We start from the raw sequence: 16,604 nt of genomic DNA, 5'->3' as shown, positions 1-16,604 counted from the left end.
GGCCGTGTCCGGTTCGACGGGTTTTCCCGGACCGGTAACGTCGCCGGTACCAACCCACCCCGGAGTACACCCTGGAGCGAGCAGTGACCGTCCGTTTCGCCGCCCGGGTCGACCGGGTCCGCCCCTCGGCCATCCGCGAGTTGTTGCGACTCGGCGAGGATCCCGAGGTCGTCTCCTTCGGCGGCGGCTACCCGGACCCGGCACTGTTCCCGGTCGACGAGCTGCGCGCGATCTTCGACGACCTGTTGACCCCGGCCAACTCCCGGGTCCTGCAGTACGCCGGCTCGACCGGGCTGCTGCGGCTGCGCGAGCAGGTGGCCGACCGGCTGACCGCCGACGGGACCGCCTGCACCGCAGAGGATCTGCTGATCACCAGCGGTGGCCAGCAGGGCCTGGACCTGGTCGCGAAGCTGGTGCTGGACCCGGGCGACACGGTGATCACCGAGGACCCGACCTTCCTCGGCGCACTGATCGCCTTCAACCCGATGGAGCCGACCTACGCCCCGGTCCGGATCGACGGGAACGGCATGGACACCGAGGATCTCGAGCGGGTGCTGGCCGACTCGCCGCGGGCCCGGATGATCTACACCGTCCCGGACTTCCAGAACCCGACCGGCGTCACCATGAGCCTGCCGCGGCGCCGCCGGCTGATCGAGCTGGCGAACGAGCACGACCTGCTGGTGGTCGAGGACACCCCCTACCGGTCGCTGCGGTTCGAGGGTGACCACCTGCCGACGCTGAGGAGCCTGGACACCCAGGGCCGGGTGGTCCACCTGGGCAGCTTCTCCAAGATCCTGGCGCCGGGGTTCCGGCTGGGTTGGCTGCTCGCCGACGGGGAGGTGCTGCAGAAGTTGTCCCTGCTGAAGCTGGCCGGGGACACCCAGTGCAGCACGCTCACCATGGCGGCCGCCTCGGCCTACCTGGACCGGTACGACATCGACGCGCACATCGCGACCATCGTCGCCGCGTACCGGCGCAAACGGGACCTGGCCCTGTCCGTGCTGGACGAGCGGATGCCGGCCGGCGTCCGGCACACCGCACCGGAGGGTGGCCTGTTCACCTGGCTCACCTTCCCGGACGGCGTGGACACCGCCGCCCTCATGCAGGACGTGCTGCTCCCGCAGGGCAAGGTGGCGTACGTCCCCGGTGCCACGTTCTTCCCGGTCGCCGGTCCGGCCTCCCACGCCCGGGTCAACTTCTCCGGGCTGCCCGACGACGTCCTGGTGGCCGGCCTGACCCGCATGTCGGAGCTGGTCGGCGCGCACCTGTCGGGATCCGGCCCGTCGAACAAGTAGACTCGGGCGCTGCACCGCCGGTGTACCCGGCGGTCGGACCACCACCAGCGGGTCCGTCGGTCGGCTCCGGTCGGCCGGTCCTGCCGACCGAACCACGAAGGTGCCAGAGCGATGAAACTCCTCGTGCAGATCCCTTGCCTCAACGAGGAGCAGACCCTCCCGGACGTGATCCGCTCGATCCCGACGTCCATCCCGGGCATCGACGTCATCGAGATCCTGGTCATCGACGACGGCTCGACCGACCGCACCGTCGAGGTCGCCCAGTCGCTCGGCGTCAAGCACATCGTCCGGCACACCCGGAACATGGGCCTGGCCCGGTCGTTCCGGGACGGCATCGACTACGCCATGGCGCAGGGCGCCGACATCGTGGTCAACACCGACGGCGACAACCAGTACCCGCAGGAGCGGATCACCGATCTGGTGCAGCCGATCGTCAACGGGACCGCCGACATCGTGATCGGCGACCGGCAGACGGCCACCATCGCGCACTTCTCCCCGTTCAAGAAGAAGATGCAGTCGTTCGGCAGCGGCGTGGTCAACCGCGCCGCCGGCACCAAGCTGCCGGACGCGGCCAGCGGCTTCCGCGCCTATTCGCGCGCCTCGCTGTTCCGGCTGAACATCATCACGCAGTTCAGCTACTGCATGGAGACCATCATCCAGGCCGGCAACCGCCGGCTGCGGATCGCCAGCGTGCCGATCGAGACGAACGCCAAGACCCGTGAGTCCCGGCTGTTCAAGAACATCTGGCACCACATGTTCAAGTCGGGCGCCGCCATCGTCCGCAGCTACCTGATGTTCCGGCCGTACGCGATCCTGGCCACCCTGGGCTCCGTGCTGCTGGTCCTCGGCCTGATCCCGTTCATCCGGTTCGGCATCCTGTTCTTCCTGGACGACTCCAACGGCCACATCCAGTCGCTGATCCTGGGCAGCTCGCTGCTGGTGGCCTCGTTGTTCTGCTTCGCACTGCTGGTGATCGTGGATCTGCAGCGCACCAACCGGATCCTGCTCGAGGAGTCGCTGGAGCGGATCAAGCACATGCAGTACCCGACGCTCACCCCGCAGCACGGCTTCGACCCGATGGAACTGCACGCCGAGCAGGGCGCCGAGCGCGTGCCCGAGCAGGTCGGCCGGCTGCGCAGCCAGGCGGGCTGACCCGCCTCAGGCCTGCCGCGGCGCGTACATGATGACCGCCACGCCGACCAGGCAGACCACCGCACCGATGACGTCCCAGCGGTCCGGGCGGAACCTGTCGACGACCATCGCCCAGGCCAGCGACCCGGCCACGAAGATCCCGCCGTACGCGGCGAGGATCCGGCCGAAGTTGGCGTCCGGCTGCAGAGTCGCCACGAAACCGTAGAGACCCAGCGCGATCACCCCGCCGCCGATCCACAGCAGACCCTTGTGCTCGCGCACGCCCTGCCAGATCAGCCAGGCGCCGCCGATCTCGGCCACCGCGGCCACCAGGAACAGGACGATCGAGCGCAGGGTGTTCATGCGGACGATCCTAGGAAGCCCCTGCCTCCGGGCGGAGTGCCGGATCGCTCTCCAAACCGGCGATCAGCAGGTCGACGGTGAAGCGCAGGTAGGACGCGACCCGGCCGCGCAGATCCGGGTCGGTCGCGAACCGGACCGAGTAGTCCTGCAGCTCCTGGGTGCCGGCGGGCAGCGGCCCGGCCTTGGCGATCGAGCGCAGCGCCGCCGCGGTGAGGTCGGGTGCCTCGTTCCCCCGGTCCTCGTTGATGGCGCCGACCAGCAGGGTGCTGTTGAACAGCACCGAGAAGATCTCCGGCGACCGGTCGGCGAACCCGCCGCGGCGCAGCACCGTGATCCCGTCGTCGACCAGCCGGATGCCGGACGCGGTGGCCGGGCCGTTGAGCGACAGGAACCGGACCGTGCCCGGATGGTGCGACAGGTGGGTGACCAGGTCCGGCATGGTGGTACGGAACCACTGCTGCCACGGCAGGTCGGTGCCCGCGCGGGGGAAGGTCGACAGCACCCGCTCGACCACCGCCCACATGATGTCGGGGCGGCCCGGGAGGTGGTGGTAGATCACGGACGGGGAGACGCCGAGACGGCGGGCCAGGTCGCGGATCGTCCAGGAGGTCAGGGCGGACTCGGCGGTCAGCTCGACGGCGGCGTCCACCACCGCCTCCGCACCGAGTCCGGCGTGGTACGGCTTGACCGGGCGGGACGGCGCCGGCAACGGGGGTGCAGTCACACCCCTGTCTTCGGAGCCCCCCTGGCTCGCGGACGGCATTCCGGCACTCCGTTCCAGGAAACTGAGTGACCATCATGCATCAGCGTGCCGCGTGGCGGACGTTCGCCGCGGCTGTGCGGTTGCTCAGGCGGCGGGCACCTCGGCGGTCACCTCCGTGGACAGCGTGGAGATGGCCTTCGAGAGGATCCGGCTGACCTGCATCTGGCTGACCCCGATGACCTCGCCGATCGCCGCCTGGCTCATGTCGTCCCAGTAGTGCAGCGCGATCACCTTCCGCTCCCGGACCGTGAGCCGGGCCCACGCGCCGGCCAGGTCACGGCGGAGCTCGACCCGGTCCAGCCCGTCGTCGCGGACCGGGGCGACCCCGTCCGGGTCGGGCACGCCGTCCAGGGACCCGGGATTGCAGATCACCGCGGACCGTTGCCACTCGCGGATCTCGCTCAGCGGCATCCCGGTGATGTCCGCCAGTTCCTGCGCCGACGGTTCGCGGCCGGTCGTGTGCGCCAGCTCCTCGCGGGCGGTGCGGATCACCGGCGCGGCCTCCTGCAGCGACCGCGGCCGTCGGATGGTGGTCAGGCTGTCCCGGAACCACCGCTTGATCGAGCCGTCCATGGTGGGCGCCGCGAACGCCATGAAGCTCGGCGCCCGGCCCGGCTGCCACCGCCGCACCGCCTGCACCAGGCCGAGCCGCGCCTGCTGCTCCAGGTCGTCCATGGAGGCGCCGCGGCCGCTGTAGCGCCGGGCGATCCGTCGCGCCCGGGGCAGGTGATGGGTGATGACGGCGGTCTCGGCCCTGGTGATCAGTCGCTCGTCGCCGGCCGCGCGGGCGGCGACGAGTTCCTGGAGCAGGACGTCGGCCTGCGGATCGCCGCTCCCGTCGGGATCGTCAAGGGCGGTGCCGGTCTGCGATGCGGAGAGGTGCTGCTGGGTCACGCGGTACTCCTGTGGTCCTCGCCGCCGGTCGGCCGTGGTCTCGACCTCCGTCGGCTCCCACCGTCTGCGCCGTTGCCGGGGCAGGTGGGTCGGGTCCGATCCTGACCTGCACCTGCCCCGGACAGAACAGCGATTGGATCATCACGGCGTCACCGAGACCGGATCGAGATCTGATCATTCCGACCACGACCGCCGGTTGTCCGCCGTGATCGTTCCGTGACCTTCGGCCGGGGCGCGCGTCCGGGACGGGACGGGGCGGTGCCCGGCAGAATGCTGCTCGATCACCACACGGCAGGAGCACGGATGGCGCGCTGGACCCCACCTGCGGTGTTCGACAACCGGTCCCGGCACGTCGACCGGTTCGGCACGCTGCTCGCACTCACCGCCACCTCGGTGGTCTGCCTGTCGTTGTTCGGCGTCGACTCGCTGTCCGACGGCCTGCTGCCGCGGCTCGGCGGCCTGGCGGTGACGGTGTCCGTGGGCGCGACCCTGTTGCTATCGCTGCGCGCGGCGGGTGTCGCACTCGTCTGGATCAGGATCGCGGACGTGGTGGTCGGGCTGTCCGTCGCCCTGTCCCTCACCCTGGTGGTGCTGGGGCTGGTGCACACGGCGTCGCCCGCCGATGCGAACCCGACGGCGGCGCCGGTGGTCTGGTTGGTGCTGTCGCTCGCCGCCACCGTCGTCGTGGTGGCCCGGCTGCTGCGGCACCGGGAGGTCACGCTGCGGACGGTGCAGGGTGCGATCAGTGCGTACCTGCTGATCTCGGTCAGCTACTACTACCTGTTCCGCACGGTGCACGACCTGCAGGACGGCTTCTTCCGGACGCCGGCCAACCCGCCGGAGTTCATGTACTTCAGCCTGAGCAACCTGGCAACGCTGGGCATCGGCGACCTGGTCCCCCGCAGCCGGCTGGCACGGTTGCTCACGGTGTCCGAGGCGGTCGTCGGGCAGGTGTTCCTGGTCACGTTCGTGGCCCTGATCGTCGGACTGCTCGCCGAGCGGTGGCGGCGCCGCGGTGACATCGCCCCCTGATTCCCGGGCGGTGCGCCCCGGATCGTCCGCAGATGCGGATCCGTTGGCGGGACACGGTTCTCGCCACTACCGTGGAGGTCTCACACCCGATCCGGAGGAGTTCCCGTGCGCCTGTCCACCCGCAACCAGCTCAGCGGCACCGTCACCGAGGTGACCGTCGGCGCGGTCATGGCCACCGTCAAGGTGCGCCTGGACGGTGGTGAGCAGGTGATCACCGCGTCGATCACCAAGGAGGCCGTCGAGGAGCTCGGACTGGAGCCCGGCAAGCCGGCCACGGTGCTGGTGAAGTCGACCGAGGTGATGATCGGCGTCGAGTAGTTACCGGTCAGGGCGCGGTGGCGGCGGTGACCAGGCCGGCGAGGATGCCGCGCCAGCCGTGGTCGCCGCCGAACACCGCCCGCATCGACTCGCCGGCCGGCCCCATCCGTTCCAGATGCCGGTGCTCGAGGTCGAGGGTGCTGCCGCCGGCACCGTCGGCGGTGATGACCACCTCGACCTCGGTGACCAGATCCTCGCGGTAGTGCCAGGTGTCGTCGATCTGCCAGGCCAGCACGATGCGGTGCGGCGGTTCCCAGACGAGCACGCTCCCCCAGGTGCACTCGCTGCCGTCCTCCCCGACCTCGTACCAACGGCCACCGGGCCCGGGCTCCACGACGAGATCGGCCATCGGCGCGGCACCGATGCTGTAGGCCCGGGGCCAGAAGGCGCCCATCCTGACGGCGAAGAGGTCGAAGGCGCGCTGCGGTGGCAGCGGCACCGTGACGCTGCGCCGCACGGAGATGCCTGGTTCGGTGGCGGTCATGAGGGCTCCTCGGGCACTGGGCCGCCCCGGGCCTCCGAGGCAGCGAGATCGGCGAAGGCGGCAAGGGTGTCGCCCCACAGGCTGTCCGCCCACTCCCTGACCCGCTGCAGTCCGCGGGCGTCGAGCCGGTACTCGTGGCGGGTGCCGACCACCGTCTCCTGCACCAGGTCCGCCTCGCGCAGCACCCGGAGGTGCTGCGAGACAGCAGGTCTGGAGATCGGCAGCCGCTCGGCCAGCACGCCGACAGGTAGCGGCCCACCGCGCAACGACTCGAGGATCAACCGCCGGGACGGATGACCCAGCGCATCGAGGACAGCGGCGGCGTCGGACACATGGTAAGTGTGCACGAACCGTTCGTGAAGAGCAACCCTTGTTCGCTACCTGTCGGCGAGCACCTCGACGCCCGGTCCCGCGAGCAACGGCCGGGCATCCGGGCGGCCGAGCATGCCCCGGGCCACCGCCAGGGCGGTGCCGCTGACCGGTGCCCCCGACCCGTGGGACCAGCCGGCGTCGGTGACCGTCCAGCGCAGCCCGGCCAGCCGGCCCCGCGGGACGAACCCGAGACGGGCCCGCGGCGAGACCAGGAAGTCGAGCCCGGGCAGGATCCGCGCCGGGTCACCGTGATCGACCCGCTCGTCGCCCAGCCCCCATCGGATGTCCGCGCTGTGCACGACGATGTCGATGAGCGGTGCCGTCGGCGGAAGTCCCGGCGGCCGGAACCGCGTCCCTGCGTTGCTCCGCAGCGCGTCGACCAGGTCGTCCCACGGCCGCGCGGCGAGTTCCCGCGCCGCGCCGTCCATGGCGGCCGAGATGCCGCGGTACCGCAGCATCTTGCGCCCCATGGCCGGCGCGCTCACCAGGAACGGCGTGACCAGGTGACCGAGCACCTGCCGTACTGTCCACCGACCGCACAGGCTCGGCATCGACCACTGCTCCGGTGGCAGCCCCGCCAGCCGGTCCGCCAGTGCCAACCGTTCCGCCCGGACGACGTCGTCAGTCATGTCCGGAAAGTACCGGTTCAGCGATACCGCGTGAAGGTCCCGGCGTGCAGGGCAGCGATGTCCTTCGCCCCGAGCGCGACACCGAACAGCCGGAAGTCGTCGACGGCGCCGTGCAGGTAGGGGTGTTTGCGGTTCTGCGACCGACCCAGGTAATTGTGCTGGGTCGCGCCGATCAGCAACGGTGACATCTGTAGAGCCGGGTTGCTGCCGGACAGCACACCGTCGACGTAGAACTTCCCGCCGTCCTTGCCGAGGGTCACCGCCACGTGCGTCCACGCTCCCTGCGGCAGCGCCACCGCCGCGTCGATGAAGTCCTCCGCCTCCATCCCGCTGAGCTTGAGCGCGGCCCGGGCCTTGTTCAGCCCGGTCCGCGGGGTGAGGAAGAAGTAGCTGTTGACGTTGAAGCCGAGATCGAAGACCCGCGCACTGTTGGCGATGGTGTCCACCCGCGCCCACACCGAGACGGTCAGCTCGGACAGACCTTTCGGCAGCCCGGCCGGCAGCTCCACGTGACCGGCGACGCCGTCCATCACCACCGCGCGACCGCCGCTCCGGCCCGCGGTGCGGGTGGCGCCGGGCCGCAGGATCGCGGCACCGGCCCGCCCCTTCGCCTCCTTCGCCGGGCCGTCCGCCTCGTCGAACCCGTAGGCGGCCACCACCTTCGGCGCCGACGATCGCGGCGGGACACACCAGTAGACCTGGTAGTTCTCGTGGTGCACGTCCATGAACGGGGACAGCCGCACGCTGCGTCCCGCCACCGACAGCGTGAAGTCGTTGCCGGATGCCCGGCGCAGGCTGGTGGGTGCGACGACCGGGATCGCCGGGGTCGGGTTGTCACCGAACCGGCCGGCCAGCACCAGCGGTCCGTAGGCGACGGCCTGGACGGCGGCGTTGTCCGGCGCCGGCAGCCACGCGATGTCCATCGGCAGGTCGAGCCCGATGCGGTCGCCGGAGCGCCACTGCCGGTCCACGGTGGCATAGCTGCCGGGCGTGACCCGGATCCCCGTCGACCGGCCGTTGACCGTGAGCCCGACGGATCGCTTGCGCGAGACCCACGCCGGGATGCGCACCTTCACCGCGAACCGGCCGGACCCGGTGACCGTCACGGTGATCCGGCCGTTGGTCGGGAAGGCCGTGTCGACACGCAGCCGCACGCCCTGCTCCGTCCAGTCGAACTCGCTGGGCACGAACAGGTTCAGCCAGGCGATGCCGGGCTGGGTGAACCACACCGAGTCGGCGAACTTGGAGTGCGTCTCCATCGCCGTGCCGTGGTCGCAGGAGAAGTTGTCGTAGTCGCTGCTGTAGGACCCGGGCGCCGCCTCCAGCCCTTCCTTGACCTTGCGCCGCGCGGTGGAGGCCAGACCGGTGTAGTACGTGACGAACCCGTGCGCCGAGTCCGGGTCCTGCTCCCCCAACATCTGGTTGAGCAACGACCACTCGATGTAGTCCACGTACTCGGTGCGCGACGGGTCCATCAGGAACAGCCGCCGGGACAGCTTGATCATGTTGTAGGTGTTGCAGTTCTCGCAGGAGTTCTCGCCCAGGAAGCTGGCCACCTGGTCCGGCTCGCCGAAGAACTCGGCGTTGGAGTTGCCGCCGATCACGTAGCTGTGGTGGCGTACCACCTGGTCCCAGAAGTAGGTGGCGATGGTGCGGTACCGCGCCTCGCCGGTCATCTCCCACTCGGCCGCGGCCCCAACGATCTTCGCCAGGTCGGTGTTGGCGTGCCGGCCGGCCAGGGTGTCGGTGCGGGCGGCCAGCGGGTCGAACAGCACGTCCTCGTCGAACCGCTGCGCCAGTGTCAGATGCAGCGGATCCGCGGTGATCGCGTACAGATCGGCCAGGGACTCGTTCATCCCGCCGAACTCGATCTTGAGCATCGTCTGCAGCTGCGGGCGGGGCAGCACCGAGGTGCGGGCGTCGACCCAGGAGGCGATGCCGCGCGCCACCTCCAGGGCCTGCTCGTTGCCGAGATGCAGGTACTGGTCGATCATCCCGGCCAGGATCTTGTGGATCGTGTAGTACGGCGCCCAGACGTTCCGGCCGTTCTCGATGTCGACGAAGGCCTGCTCGCCGAACGCGGACAGATAGCCGGGTGTGAACCCGGCGGCCGGCGACGCCGCCTGGCACTCGGCGAGCGAGGACACCAGGTACCGGCTCTTCGCGATCAGCGCGGCGTCACCGGTGTTCCCCGCGGACAGTGCCAGCCCGGACAGCAGGTGCCCCATCGAGTGACCGCGCAGCTGGACGTCCGGCGCCTCCCAGCCACCGCACGGTTCCGCGGTGCTGGGCAGACCCACGTTGGTGCGGAAGGTGTGCAGCATCCGGTCCGGGTCGACGAAGGCGAGGTACGCCGCGGTGCGACGCATGTTCTGCCGGTACCGGCTGTCCAGCAGCTGGACGTCCTTCAGTGCCCGCGCCGACAGTTTCGGGGCGGCCCGGCCGGCCGCCGCCGGAGCTCCGGGCGCCGTCGGGGCCGGGACGGGTGTGGTCGGGACGGGTGTGGTCGCGGCGCCGGCGGCGGTGGGCACCAGCGGCAGCACCGCACCACCGGCGGCGAGCGCGGCACCGGCCTGCAGGAAACGGCGACGGGCCACCGTCCCCTCCGGCCGGGGGTGCACGAAGGGATGATTCGGGGATGCGGGCACGGGAGCTCCTTCGTCGTCGAAGTCGTCGTGGCTCCGGGGTGTCGACGGCCGTAGGAACGGGACCGGATCCGGACGCCTCACTCGGAGGTGAGCGTTAACATACGCAGTCGGACACGGATCGGGCAATACCCCGGGTCGCACGAGATCGTTCGAGATCCGTTGACCGGCAATCGGCTTCGCAAGTCCGCGAAATTCGTTCGTGTGCACTCGGAGAAATCGGACAATGTCGGGCGTTGTGTGCTTTCCGATCGCCGGTGAACCACGAACGGACTATTGACGACTCTTTCCGGCGCCGGTCATGCTGGCGATGTTAGCGTTCACATCGTCGGGTGCTCTGCCGGCCCGCCCCAGGGACAAAGGGGTTCCCCATGCTCTCGCGACGCTCCCTCCGACCACTGCGCACCGGCGTGTCCACCGCGCTCGCCGCTCTGCTGATCGCCGGCCTGGCACCCGGGCTCGTCTCCGCCCAGGCACCACCAGGAGCGGCTGCCGCACCGGCCGCACCGACGCCACCCGGCCTGGATGCGCGCAGCCTGCCGTTCGCCATGCCCGGCTTCAAGGAGCAGGAGTTCAACGGCGCCCTGCTCGTCGGCCAGGGCCAGAGCCGGTTCTCGCTGTCCTTCGACCTGCTCACCAAGGACGGCAAGGTGATCGACGAGAACATGGTGCCCAGCATCGAGAAGTTCGGCCCGGTCACTCCGGACGGTTCCTACTACGAGATCCAGGTGACCACCGGCGACCGGGTGATCACCCAGGCGAAACTCGACGCACTGCAGACCACCATCGACCACCCGGAGGACTGGTCGGCCGAGGAGGTCGCCGCGGCGACCGCGCAGCTGCCCGGGTTCCGGGCCACCTACGAGGCCAAGCAGCGGGACAAGCGCACGGTCCGGATCCGCTACTCCGTCACCGGCGCCGGCGAGATCGTCGGCGCAGCCACCGCTCTCACCGACGACACCACGGTCTTCCTGCAGGCGAGCCCGCCCTGGGCGGAGCCGAGCAGCTACCTCCCGGATGGTGACCGGTCGATCGTCGGCACCTCGGCCGGCGTGCGGGATGCCGCGGTCACCGGGCACTTCCGGCTGGACACCACCCAACTGCCGGACGCCACCGCAGGGTATGCGGGAGTGCCGGACATGCTGGCCGGGATGGTCGGCAAGCCCGCCAACGCCGGGACCGGGGCCTTCACCCAGCGCTTCGAACTGACCAAGGGCGAGACCGTCACCTTCCGGGCGCAGGTCGGCGACTCCCCGACACCGGCGCGCCGGCTCGGCCAGGCGGAGATCCTGCGGATCCTCGACAAGGCCCGGGCCGCCGCGGACACCGGCACGCTGCACGGGTCCGGACCCACCGGCCAGGCGGCGACCTACCTGCGGGATGCCATGTCGCTCAACGAGAACTGGGACGAGAAGTACGACAGGTCCTTCATCATGTGGGGTCTGGGCGGCGGCGGCGACGACATCTTCCTCGGCTGGGACTCCGGCTGGGACGCGATCACCGCGACCAACGTCGACCCGGCCACCGCGCTGGACCACATCCGCGACTTCTACGACCAGGGCGGGCCCCGCTACGACCAGTTGAACGCCGGTCCCATGCACGCCTACGCCGCCTGGCGCGCCTACACCCGCACCGGTGACCGCAGCATCCTGGATCTCGTCTACCCGAAGATGGCGGCCTACATCGCCCGGATGCCCGAGTTCGACACCGACAAGGACGGCCTGCTGGAGAGTCCGTGGGTGGAGGACCGGCCCGGCGGCCGCGGCAACCACCTGGGTCTGGACGACAGTCCCCAGTACTACGGTTATGTCGAGATCCCGAAGGTCGGCGGGACGGACACCCGGCAGAACACGAACCTGACCGACGTCGCGCTCAACTCCTACTACGGCCTGTTCGCCGACACCCTGGCCCGGATGGCCACCGAGCTGGGCCGGCCGGCCGAGGCCGCCTCCTACCAGGCGCTGCACGCACAACTGGCCGAGCGGATGAACAGCCGGCTGTGGAATGCCGACCGCGGTCTCTACCTCAACCGGTACCTGGACGGCAGCTGGGAGCCGACGGTCACCCCGACGGTGTTCTACCCGCTGTTCGGCGGGCTGGCGACGCCGGCCCGGGCGGCCACCCTGGTCAAGGATCACCTGCAGAACCCGGCCGAGTTCGGTGGCGAGTACGTGATCCCGAGCGTGGCCCGGAACGATCCGGCCTTCTGCGCCGCCGGCGACGTGCACGAGTCCAGTGACGCCTTCCGGTACTTCCAGAGCTGGAACGAGGAGGACGCCTGCGAGGAGTGGCAGGGTGCCGCCTGGCCGCCCATGAACGCCACCGTCTACGACGGCCTCAAGCGGTACGGGTTCGACGCCGAGGCTGCGACGCTGGCGTCGAAGTCGACCGCGATGTGGCTCACCACCTGGAAGGAACTCGGCTGGTTCCCGGAGTACTTCGACGCCGAGCCCGGCCAGCTCATCAATTCCGCCGCGACCGACACCACGTGGCGCACCTACTCGTGGTCCAACCTGATGCCGCTGATGAGCACCTCGGAGCTGATCGGTGACGAACCTTGGGGCTCCGTCAAGGGTTTCCGGTTCGGCACCCTGGGCCTGCCGGGACGGAACACCGTGGAGAACGTGCCGCTCAAGGGTCACCTGTGGTCGGTGTCCGCGGACGCCCGCAGCACCCTGCTGCGGCAGGACGGTCGGATCGTGGTCTCCGCAATCGGCGGTCGGATCGTCGCCCGGGACGCGGTGATCGGCCGGACCGGCGGCTTCACCGTCAAGGCCACCGCACCGACGGTGATCATCGTGACGCCGCCCGGGGCGCTGCCGCGGACGTTCCTGGTCCGGAAGGGCACGACCACCGTCCGCTGGTAGGGGTGCCGAGAAGACCGTCGGCGCTACTGTCGCTGCATGGCAGTAGCGCCGGCGGCCGTCGAGCTCACCCGCGACGACGCGCGCCGCATCGCCGTGCAGGCCCAGTTGCTCACCCGGGACCGGCCCACCGACCTGCTCGAAATGGTTCACCACCTCACCCATCTCACGCTCGACCGCACCAACGCGGTGGCGCACAGCGCCGACCTGATCGCCTGGAGCCGGATGGGTGCCACCTACTCCCCCGCGGAGCTGGCCGCCGCGCTGGCCGACCACCGGCTGGTCGAGTACCGCGGGCTGGCCCGGCCGGCGGAGGACATGGCGTTGTACCGGGCGGAGATGGAGCACTGGCGGACCGGCGAGGGCCTGGTCGGCTGGGAGATCAACACCCGGCAGTGGGTGCTGGACAACGACCGGTGCCGGCGCAGCATCATGGTCCGGCTGTCCACCGACGGCCCGCTGACCGCGCGGGAGATCCCGGACGAGTGCGACCGGCCGTGGGCCTCCAGCGGCTGGAACAACAACCGCAACGTGCTGCAGTTGCTGGCCTGCATGGTGCGCCGCGGCGAGGTGGCGGTCGCCGGGCACGAAGGACAGGACAAGCTCTGGGATCTCGCCGAGCGGGTGTTCCCGGACACCGAGGTGGTCCCGGAGCCGGAGGCCGCGCTCGAGCGGGACCGTCGGCGACTGCGATCGCTCGGCATCGCCCGCGGCAAAGGGCCGGAGGCCATGGTCGAGCCGGTGGTCGTCGCGGCGGCCGGGATCCCTGCGACCGTCGAGGGCGTGCGCGGCGCCTGGCGGGTGGACCCGGAGGCGCTGGAGGCCGCCCGCGGCAGCTTCCGCGGGCGGACCGCGCTGCTGTCCCCCTTCGACCGGCTGGTCTCCGACCGGGCGCGGATGGAGGCGCTCTTCGGCTTCGACTACCAGCTCGAGATGTACAAGCCGGCGGCGAAGCGGCGTTGGGGCTACTTCGCCCTGCCGGTGCTGCACGACGACTGGCTCGTCGGCAAGGCCGATCTCGCCGCCGAGCGCAAGGACGGCCTGCTCCGGGTGAACGCCGTGCACGAGGACGTCCCGTTCGGTGCCCGCACCCGGGCCGCCGTCGACCGCGAGATCCGCTCCCTGGCGGACATGCTGGGTCTCGAGGTGGTGTACGGGCGGAAGGAGTGAGCGATCGGGGTGGCGTGGGATACTGCACGCCCATGCAGTGAGGCCGGGCCGCCGCTCCGGCCGGGAGGAGTACGGGCCGATGGAGCAGCACGGGACCGACCGGAACGGCACGTCCGGGGACACCGGCGACGCCGCGGTGGACACCTACGTCGGATCCGGCCTGCTGCCGCCCCGGCACCACCACGTCTCCCGCAACCGCGGCACCTCCGGTCTGGACAGCATCGAATTCGCGGTCGCGGAGATCGCCGACGGCCGGCCGGTCGTGGTCGTCGACGACGAGGACCGGGAGAACGAAGGCGACATCATCTTCGCCGCGGAGCTCGCGACCGCCGGCACCATCGCCTTCACCGTCCGCTACTCCTCCGGGTACATCTGCGCCCCGGTCACTGAGGCGGAGGCCGACCGGCTCGCGCTGCCGCCGATGTCCCGGGTCAACCAGGACCCGCGCGGCACGGCGTACACCGTGACCGTCGACGCCGTCGGCGTGGTCACCGGCATCTCGGCCGCCGATCGGGCGCTGACGATCCGCCGGCTGGCCGATCCGGCAGCCGTGCCGGAGGACTTCCACCGTCCCGGCCACGTGGTCCCGTTGCGCGCCCGCGACGGCGGCGTACTGGTCCGCCCCGGGCACACCGAGGCCGCGATCGACCTGGCCACCATGGCCGGCCTCTCCCCCGCCGGTGTGCTCTGCGAGATCGTCAGCGAGAAGGACCCGCTGGAGATGGCCCGCACCGAGGAGCTGCGGGTCTTCTGCGACGACCACGACCTGGCGCTGATCTCGATCGCCCAGATGGTGTCCTACCGGATGGCCCGCGAGGTGCAGATCGAGAAGGTCGCGGTGGCGAACCTGCCCATCGAGGCCGGGCGGTTCACCGTGCACGGCTACCGGTCCAGGATCACCGGACGGGAGTTCGTGGCGCTGGTCCTCGGCGACATCGGGGACGGCGAGAACGTGCTCACCCGAGTGCATTCCGAGTGCGTGACCGGTGACGTGTTCGGATCCCGGCGCTGCGCCTGCGGCCGGCTGCTGAACGCCTCGCTGGCGGCGATCGCCGCCGAGGGACGCGGCGTGCTGCTGTACATCCGCGGCGCCGAGGGCCGGGGTGTGCCGCTGCTGGAGAAGCTGCGCGCCTACGAGCTGCAGGACACCGGCGTCGACCTGCCGTTGCCCGAGCTCGACGAGCCTGCGGACAGCCGGGAGTACGGCACCGGCGCGCAGGTGCTGGCCGACCTCGGTGTCCGCTCGCTGCGCCTGCTCACCAACCACCCGCAGCGCCGGGCCGGGCACGAGGGCTATGGCATCCACATCGTGGAGCACGTCCCGGTCCCGATCGACTGAGACGGTGACATTGCGAGCTGGCGCTCGCGGGTCGCTCGTCCTTGATGGGATCCCGCGTCCTGCGCTTCTCGCTCGTCCCTCGCTGCGATGCTCGACCGCACGATTCCGACGAGCGACCGGACGTGGCGAGCCGGCGCTCGCGGGTCGGACGTGCCGAGCCGGCGCTCCGGACTCCTTGCTCCTGTTGACTTCTGATCCAGTACGCCTAAACTTTGACTGTCGAGTCCGCTTCGAATAGTTATTCATCTCTCGTTCCCGAAAGATGCCAGAAGCGGGCCCGGTCAGTCATCGTCGACCGAGAAGGGCAGCAGTCTGGTGAGCAGCGAGCAGAAGTTCGGCGCCGGGATCTGGCATTTCGCCACCTACGTGGATCGTTACGCCACGGACGGCTACGGAGCCCCGCGGACGGTGGTGGACGCGATCGAGCTCGCCGGCCAGGTGCCGGACCTGTCCGTCGTCGACCTCAACTACCCGTTCTTCGGCGGCGACTTCACCCGGGAGGACATCAAGGCGGCCCTGGACGCCCAGGGCCTGGAGGTCATCGGCATCACCCCCGAGATCTACACCCGCGTCTTCGCGAAGGGGTCGTTCACCAACCCGGACCCGGGCGTCAGGGAGCTCGCCCACGAGCTGATCACCGAGGCCGCCGACGTGGTGCGCTATTTCGGCGCCGACTACGTGAAACTGTGGCCGGGTCAGGACGGGTGGGACTACCCGTTCCAGGTGGACCACGGTGCGCTGTGGAAGAACTCCATCGACGGCGTCGGCCGGCTGGCCGCGGAGAACCCGGATCTCAAGTTCGTCATCGAGTACAAGCCGCGCGAGCCGCGGGTGCACATGTCCTACAGCTCCGTCGCCCGCACCCTGCTGGGCATCGAGAAGATCGGCCTGCCCAACGTCGGCATCCTGCTCGACTTCGGCCATGCCCTGTTCGGCGGTGAGTCCCCCGCCGACTCGGCCCAGCTGGCCATCGATCACGGCCGGCTGTTCGGCATGGACGTCAACGACAACCTGCGCGGCTGGGACGACGACATGGTCGCCGGCACGGTGCATCCCATCGAGCTGTTCGAGTTCTTCTACACCCTGGAGAAGAACAACTGGAAGGGCGTCTGGCAGCTCGACCAGTTCCCGTTCCGCGAGGACTCGGTCGCCGCCGCCACCAGCGCCATCGACTTCCTCAAGGCCGTCCAGCGGGCGCTGGCCAAGCTCGACTTCGCCGCCGTCCAGGAGGCCCAGGACAACCACGACGCGATCACCGCACTGCGTCTCGCCCAGCAGGCGCTGTTCACGTCCTACTGAGCCCGC

At 70.3% G+C, this 16,604-nt stretch carries 15 protein-coding genes; 8 read left to right on the top strand and 7 right to left on the bottom strand.

From position 1 onward, the window contains the following. Positions 1-83: 83 nt before the first annotated feature. Positions 84-1,295, top strand: coding sequence for an aminotransferase-like domain-containing protein (locus GIS00_RS04770; RefSeq protein ID WP_322097509.1), 1,212 nt, complete (start codon positions 84-86; stop codon positions 1,293-1,295). Between the two features lie 111 nt (positions 1,296-1,406). Further along, a complete protein-coding gene (locus GIS00_RS04765) occupies positions 1,407-2,447 on the top strand; it encodes a glycosyltransferase family 2 protein (protein ID WP_154767148.1) in 1,041 nt (346 codons plus the stop codon). Between the two features lie 6 nt (positions 2,448-2,453). Here GIS00_RS04765 and GIS00_RS04760 read toward each other — a convergent pair whose 3' ends face one another. The 3 genes from GIS00_RS04760 to GIS00_RS04750 all read right to left on the bottom strand — a co-directional run bounded on the left by GIS00_RS04760 (position 2,454) and on the right by GIS00_RS04750 (position 4,446). After that, positions 2,454-2,789, bottom strand: a complete 336-nt coding sequence (locus GIS00_RS04760; protein ID WP_154767147.1) for a YnfA family protein — start codon at positions 2,787-2,789, stop codon at positions 2,454-2,456. Between the two features lie 10 nt (positions 2,790-2,799). Then, positions 2,800-3,513, bottom strand: a complete 714-nt coding sequence (locus tag GIS00_RS04755; RefSeq protein ID WP_196073115.1) for a TetR/AcrR family transcriptional regulator — start codon at positions 3,511-3,513, stop codon at positions 2,800-2,802. Positions 3,514-3,636: 123 nt separating this feature from the next. Beyond that, on the bottom strand, positions 3,637-4,446 hold the full coding sequence (locus GIS00_RS04750) for a sigma-70 family RNA polymerase sigma factor (protein WP_196073114.1): 810 nt from the start codon (positions 4,444-4,446) through the stop codon (positions 3,637-3,639). A 303-nt stretch (positions 4,447-4,749) separates the two neighbouring features. Between GIS00_RS04750 and GIS00_RS04745 the strand changes: the two genes are divergently transcribed. After that, positions 4,750-5,478, top strand: a complete 729-nt coding sequence (locus GIS00_RS04745) for an ion channel (protein WP_196073113.1) — start codon at positions 4,750-4,752, stop codon at positions 5,476-5,478. 105 nt (positions 5,479-5,583) lie between these two features. Next, positions 5,584-5,796, top strand: coding sequence for a TOBE domain-containing protein (locus GIS00_RS04740; protein WP_322097508.1), 213 nt, complete (start codon positions 5,584-5,586; stop codon positions 5,794-5,796). A gap of 7 nt (positions 5,797-5,803) precedes the next feature. Here GIS00_RS04740 and GIS00_RS04735 read toward each other — a convergent pair whose 3' ends face one another. From GIS00_RS04735 to GIS00_RS04720, 4 genes are read right to left on the bottom strand one after another with little or no spacing between them, the layout of a single operon-like run. Continuing rightward, entirely contained in the window at positions 5,804-6,280 is a 477-nt protein-coding gene (locus GIS00_RS04735; protein WP_154767143.1) for an SRPBCC family protein, read from the bottom strand. Continuing rightward, on the bottom strand, positions 6,277-6,612 hold the full coding sequence (locus GIS00_RS04730; RefSeq protein ID WP_322097507.1) for an ArsR/SmtB family transcription factor: 336 nt from the start codon (positions 6,610-6,612) through the stop codon (positions 6,277-6,279). Before GIS00_RS04730 ends, GIS00_RS04735 begins: the two co-directional genes overlap by 4 nt. Positions 6,613-6,657: 45 nt before the next feature. Then, complete coding sequence (locus GIS00_RS04725) at positions 6,658-7,281, bottom strand: maleylpyruvate isomerase family mycothiol-dependent enzyme (protein ID WP_154767142.1); 624 nt, start codon at positions 7,279-7,281, stop codon at positions 6,658-6,660. A 17-nt stretch (positions 7,282-7,298) separates the two neighbouring features. After that, the gene (locus GIS00_RS04720; protein ID WP_322097506.1) at positions 7,299-9,929 is read right to left on the bottom strand and encodes a glycoside hydrolase family 127 protein; all 2,631 of its coding nucleotides are present in this window, start codon (positions 9,927-9,929) and stop codon (positions 7,299-7,301) included. Positions 9,930-10,297: 368 nt separating this feature from the next. On the opposite strand from GIS00_RS04720, the gene GIS00_RS04715 reads away from it, so the two are divergent. From GIS00_RS04715 to GIS00_RS04700, 4 genes are all read left to right on the top strand, one after another. Then, on the top strand, positions 10,298-12,793 hold the full coding sequence (locus GIS00_RS04715; RefSeq protein WP_154767141.1) for an amylo-alpha-1,6-glucosidase: 2,496 nt from the start codon (positions 10,298-10,300) through the stop codon (positions 12,791-12,793). 36 nt (positions 12,794-12,829) lie between these two features. Then, positions 12,830-13,960, top strand: coding sequence for a DNA glycosylase AlkZ-like family protein (locus tag GIS00_RS04710; protein WP_154767140.1), 1,131 nt, complete (start codon positions 12,830-12,832; stop codon positions 13,958-13,960). A gap of 79 nt (positions 13,961-14,039) precedes the next feature. Continuing rightward, on the top strand, positions 14,040-15,299 hold the full coding sequence (gene ribB / locus GIS00_RS04705) for a 3,4-dihydroxy-2-butanone-4-phosphate synthase (RefSeq protein ID WP_154767139.1): 1,260 nt from the start codon (positions 14,040-14,042) through the stop codon (positions 15,297-15,299). Positions 15,300-15,614: 315 nt separating this feature from the next. Then, positions 15,615-16,598: a sugar phosphate isomerase/epimerase family protein gene (locus tag GIS00_RS04700; protein WP_322097505.1), complete on the top strand. Its 984-nt coding sequence runs from the start codon at positions 15,615-15,617 to the stop codon at positions 16,596-16,598. Positions 16,599-16,604: the final 6 nt, after the last annotated feature.

This window comes from Nakamurella alba (assembly GCF_009707545.1).
Classification (GTDB): Bacteria; Actinomycetota; Actinomycetes; order Mycobacteriales; family Nakamurellaceae; genus Nakamurella; species Nakamurella alba.
Note: the sequence above shows the minus strand (reverse complement) of the source record. Positions and strands in the feature narration are given on the sequence as shown.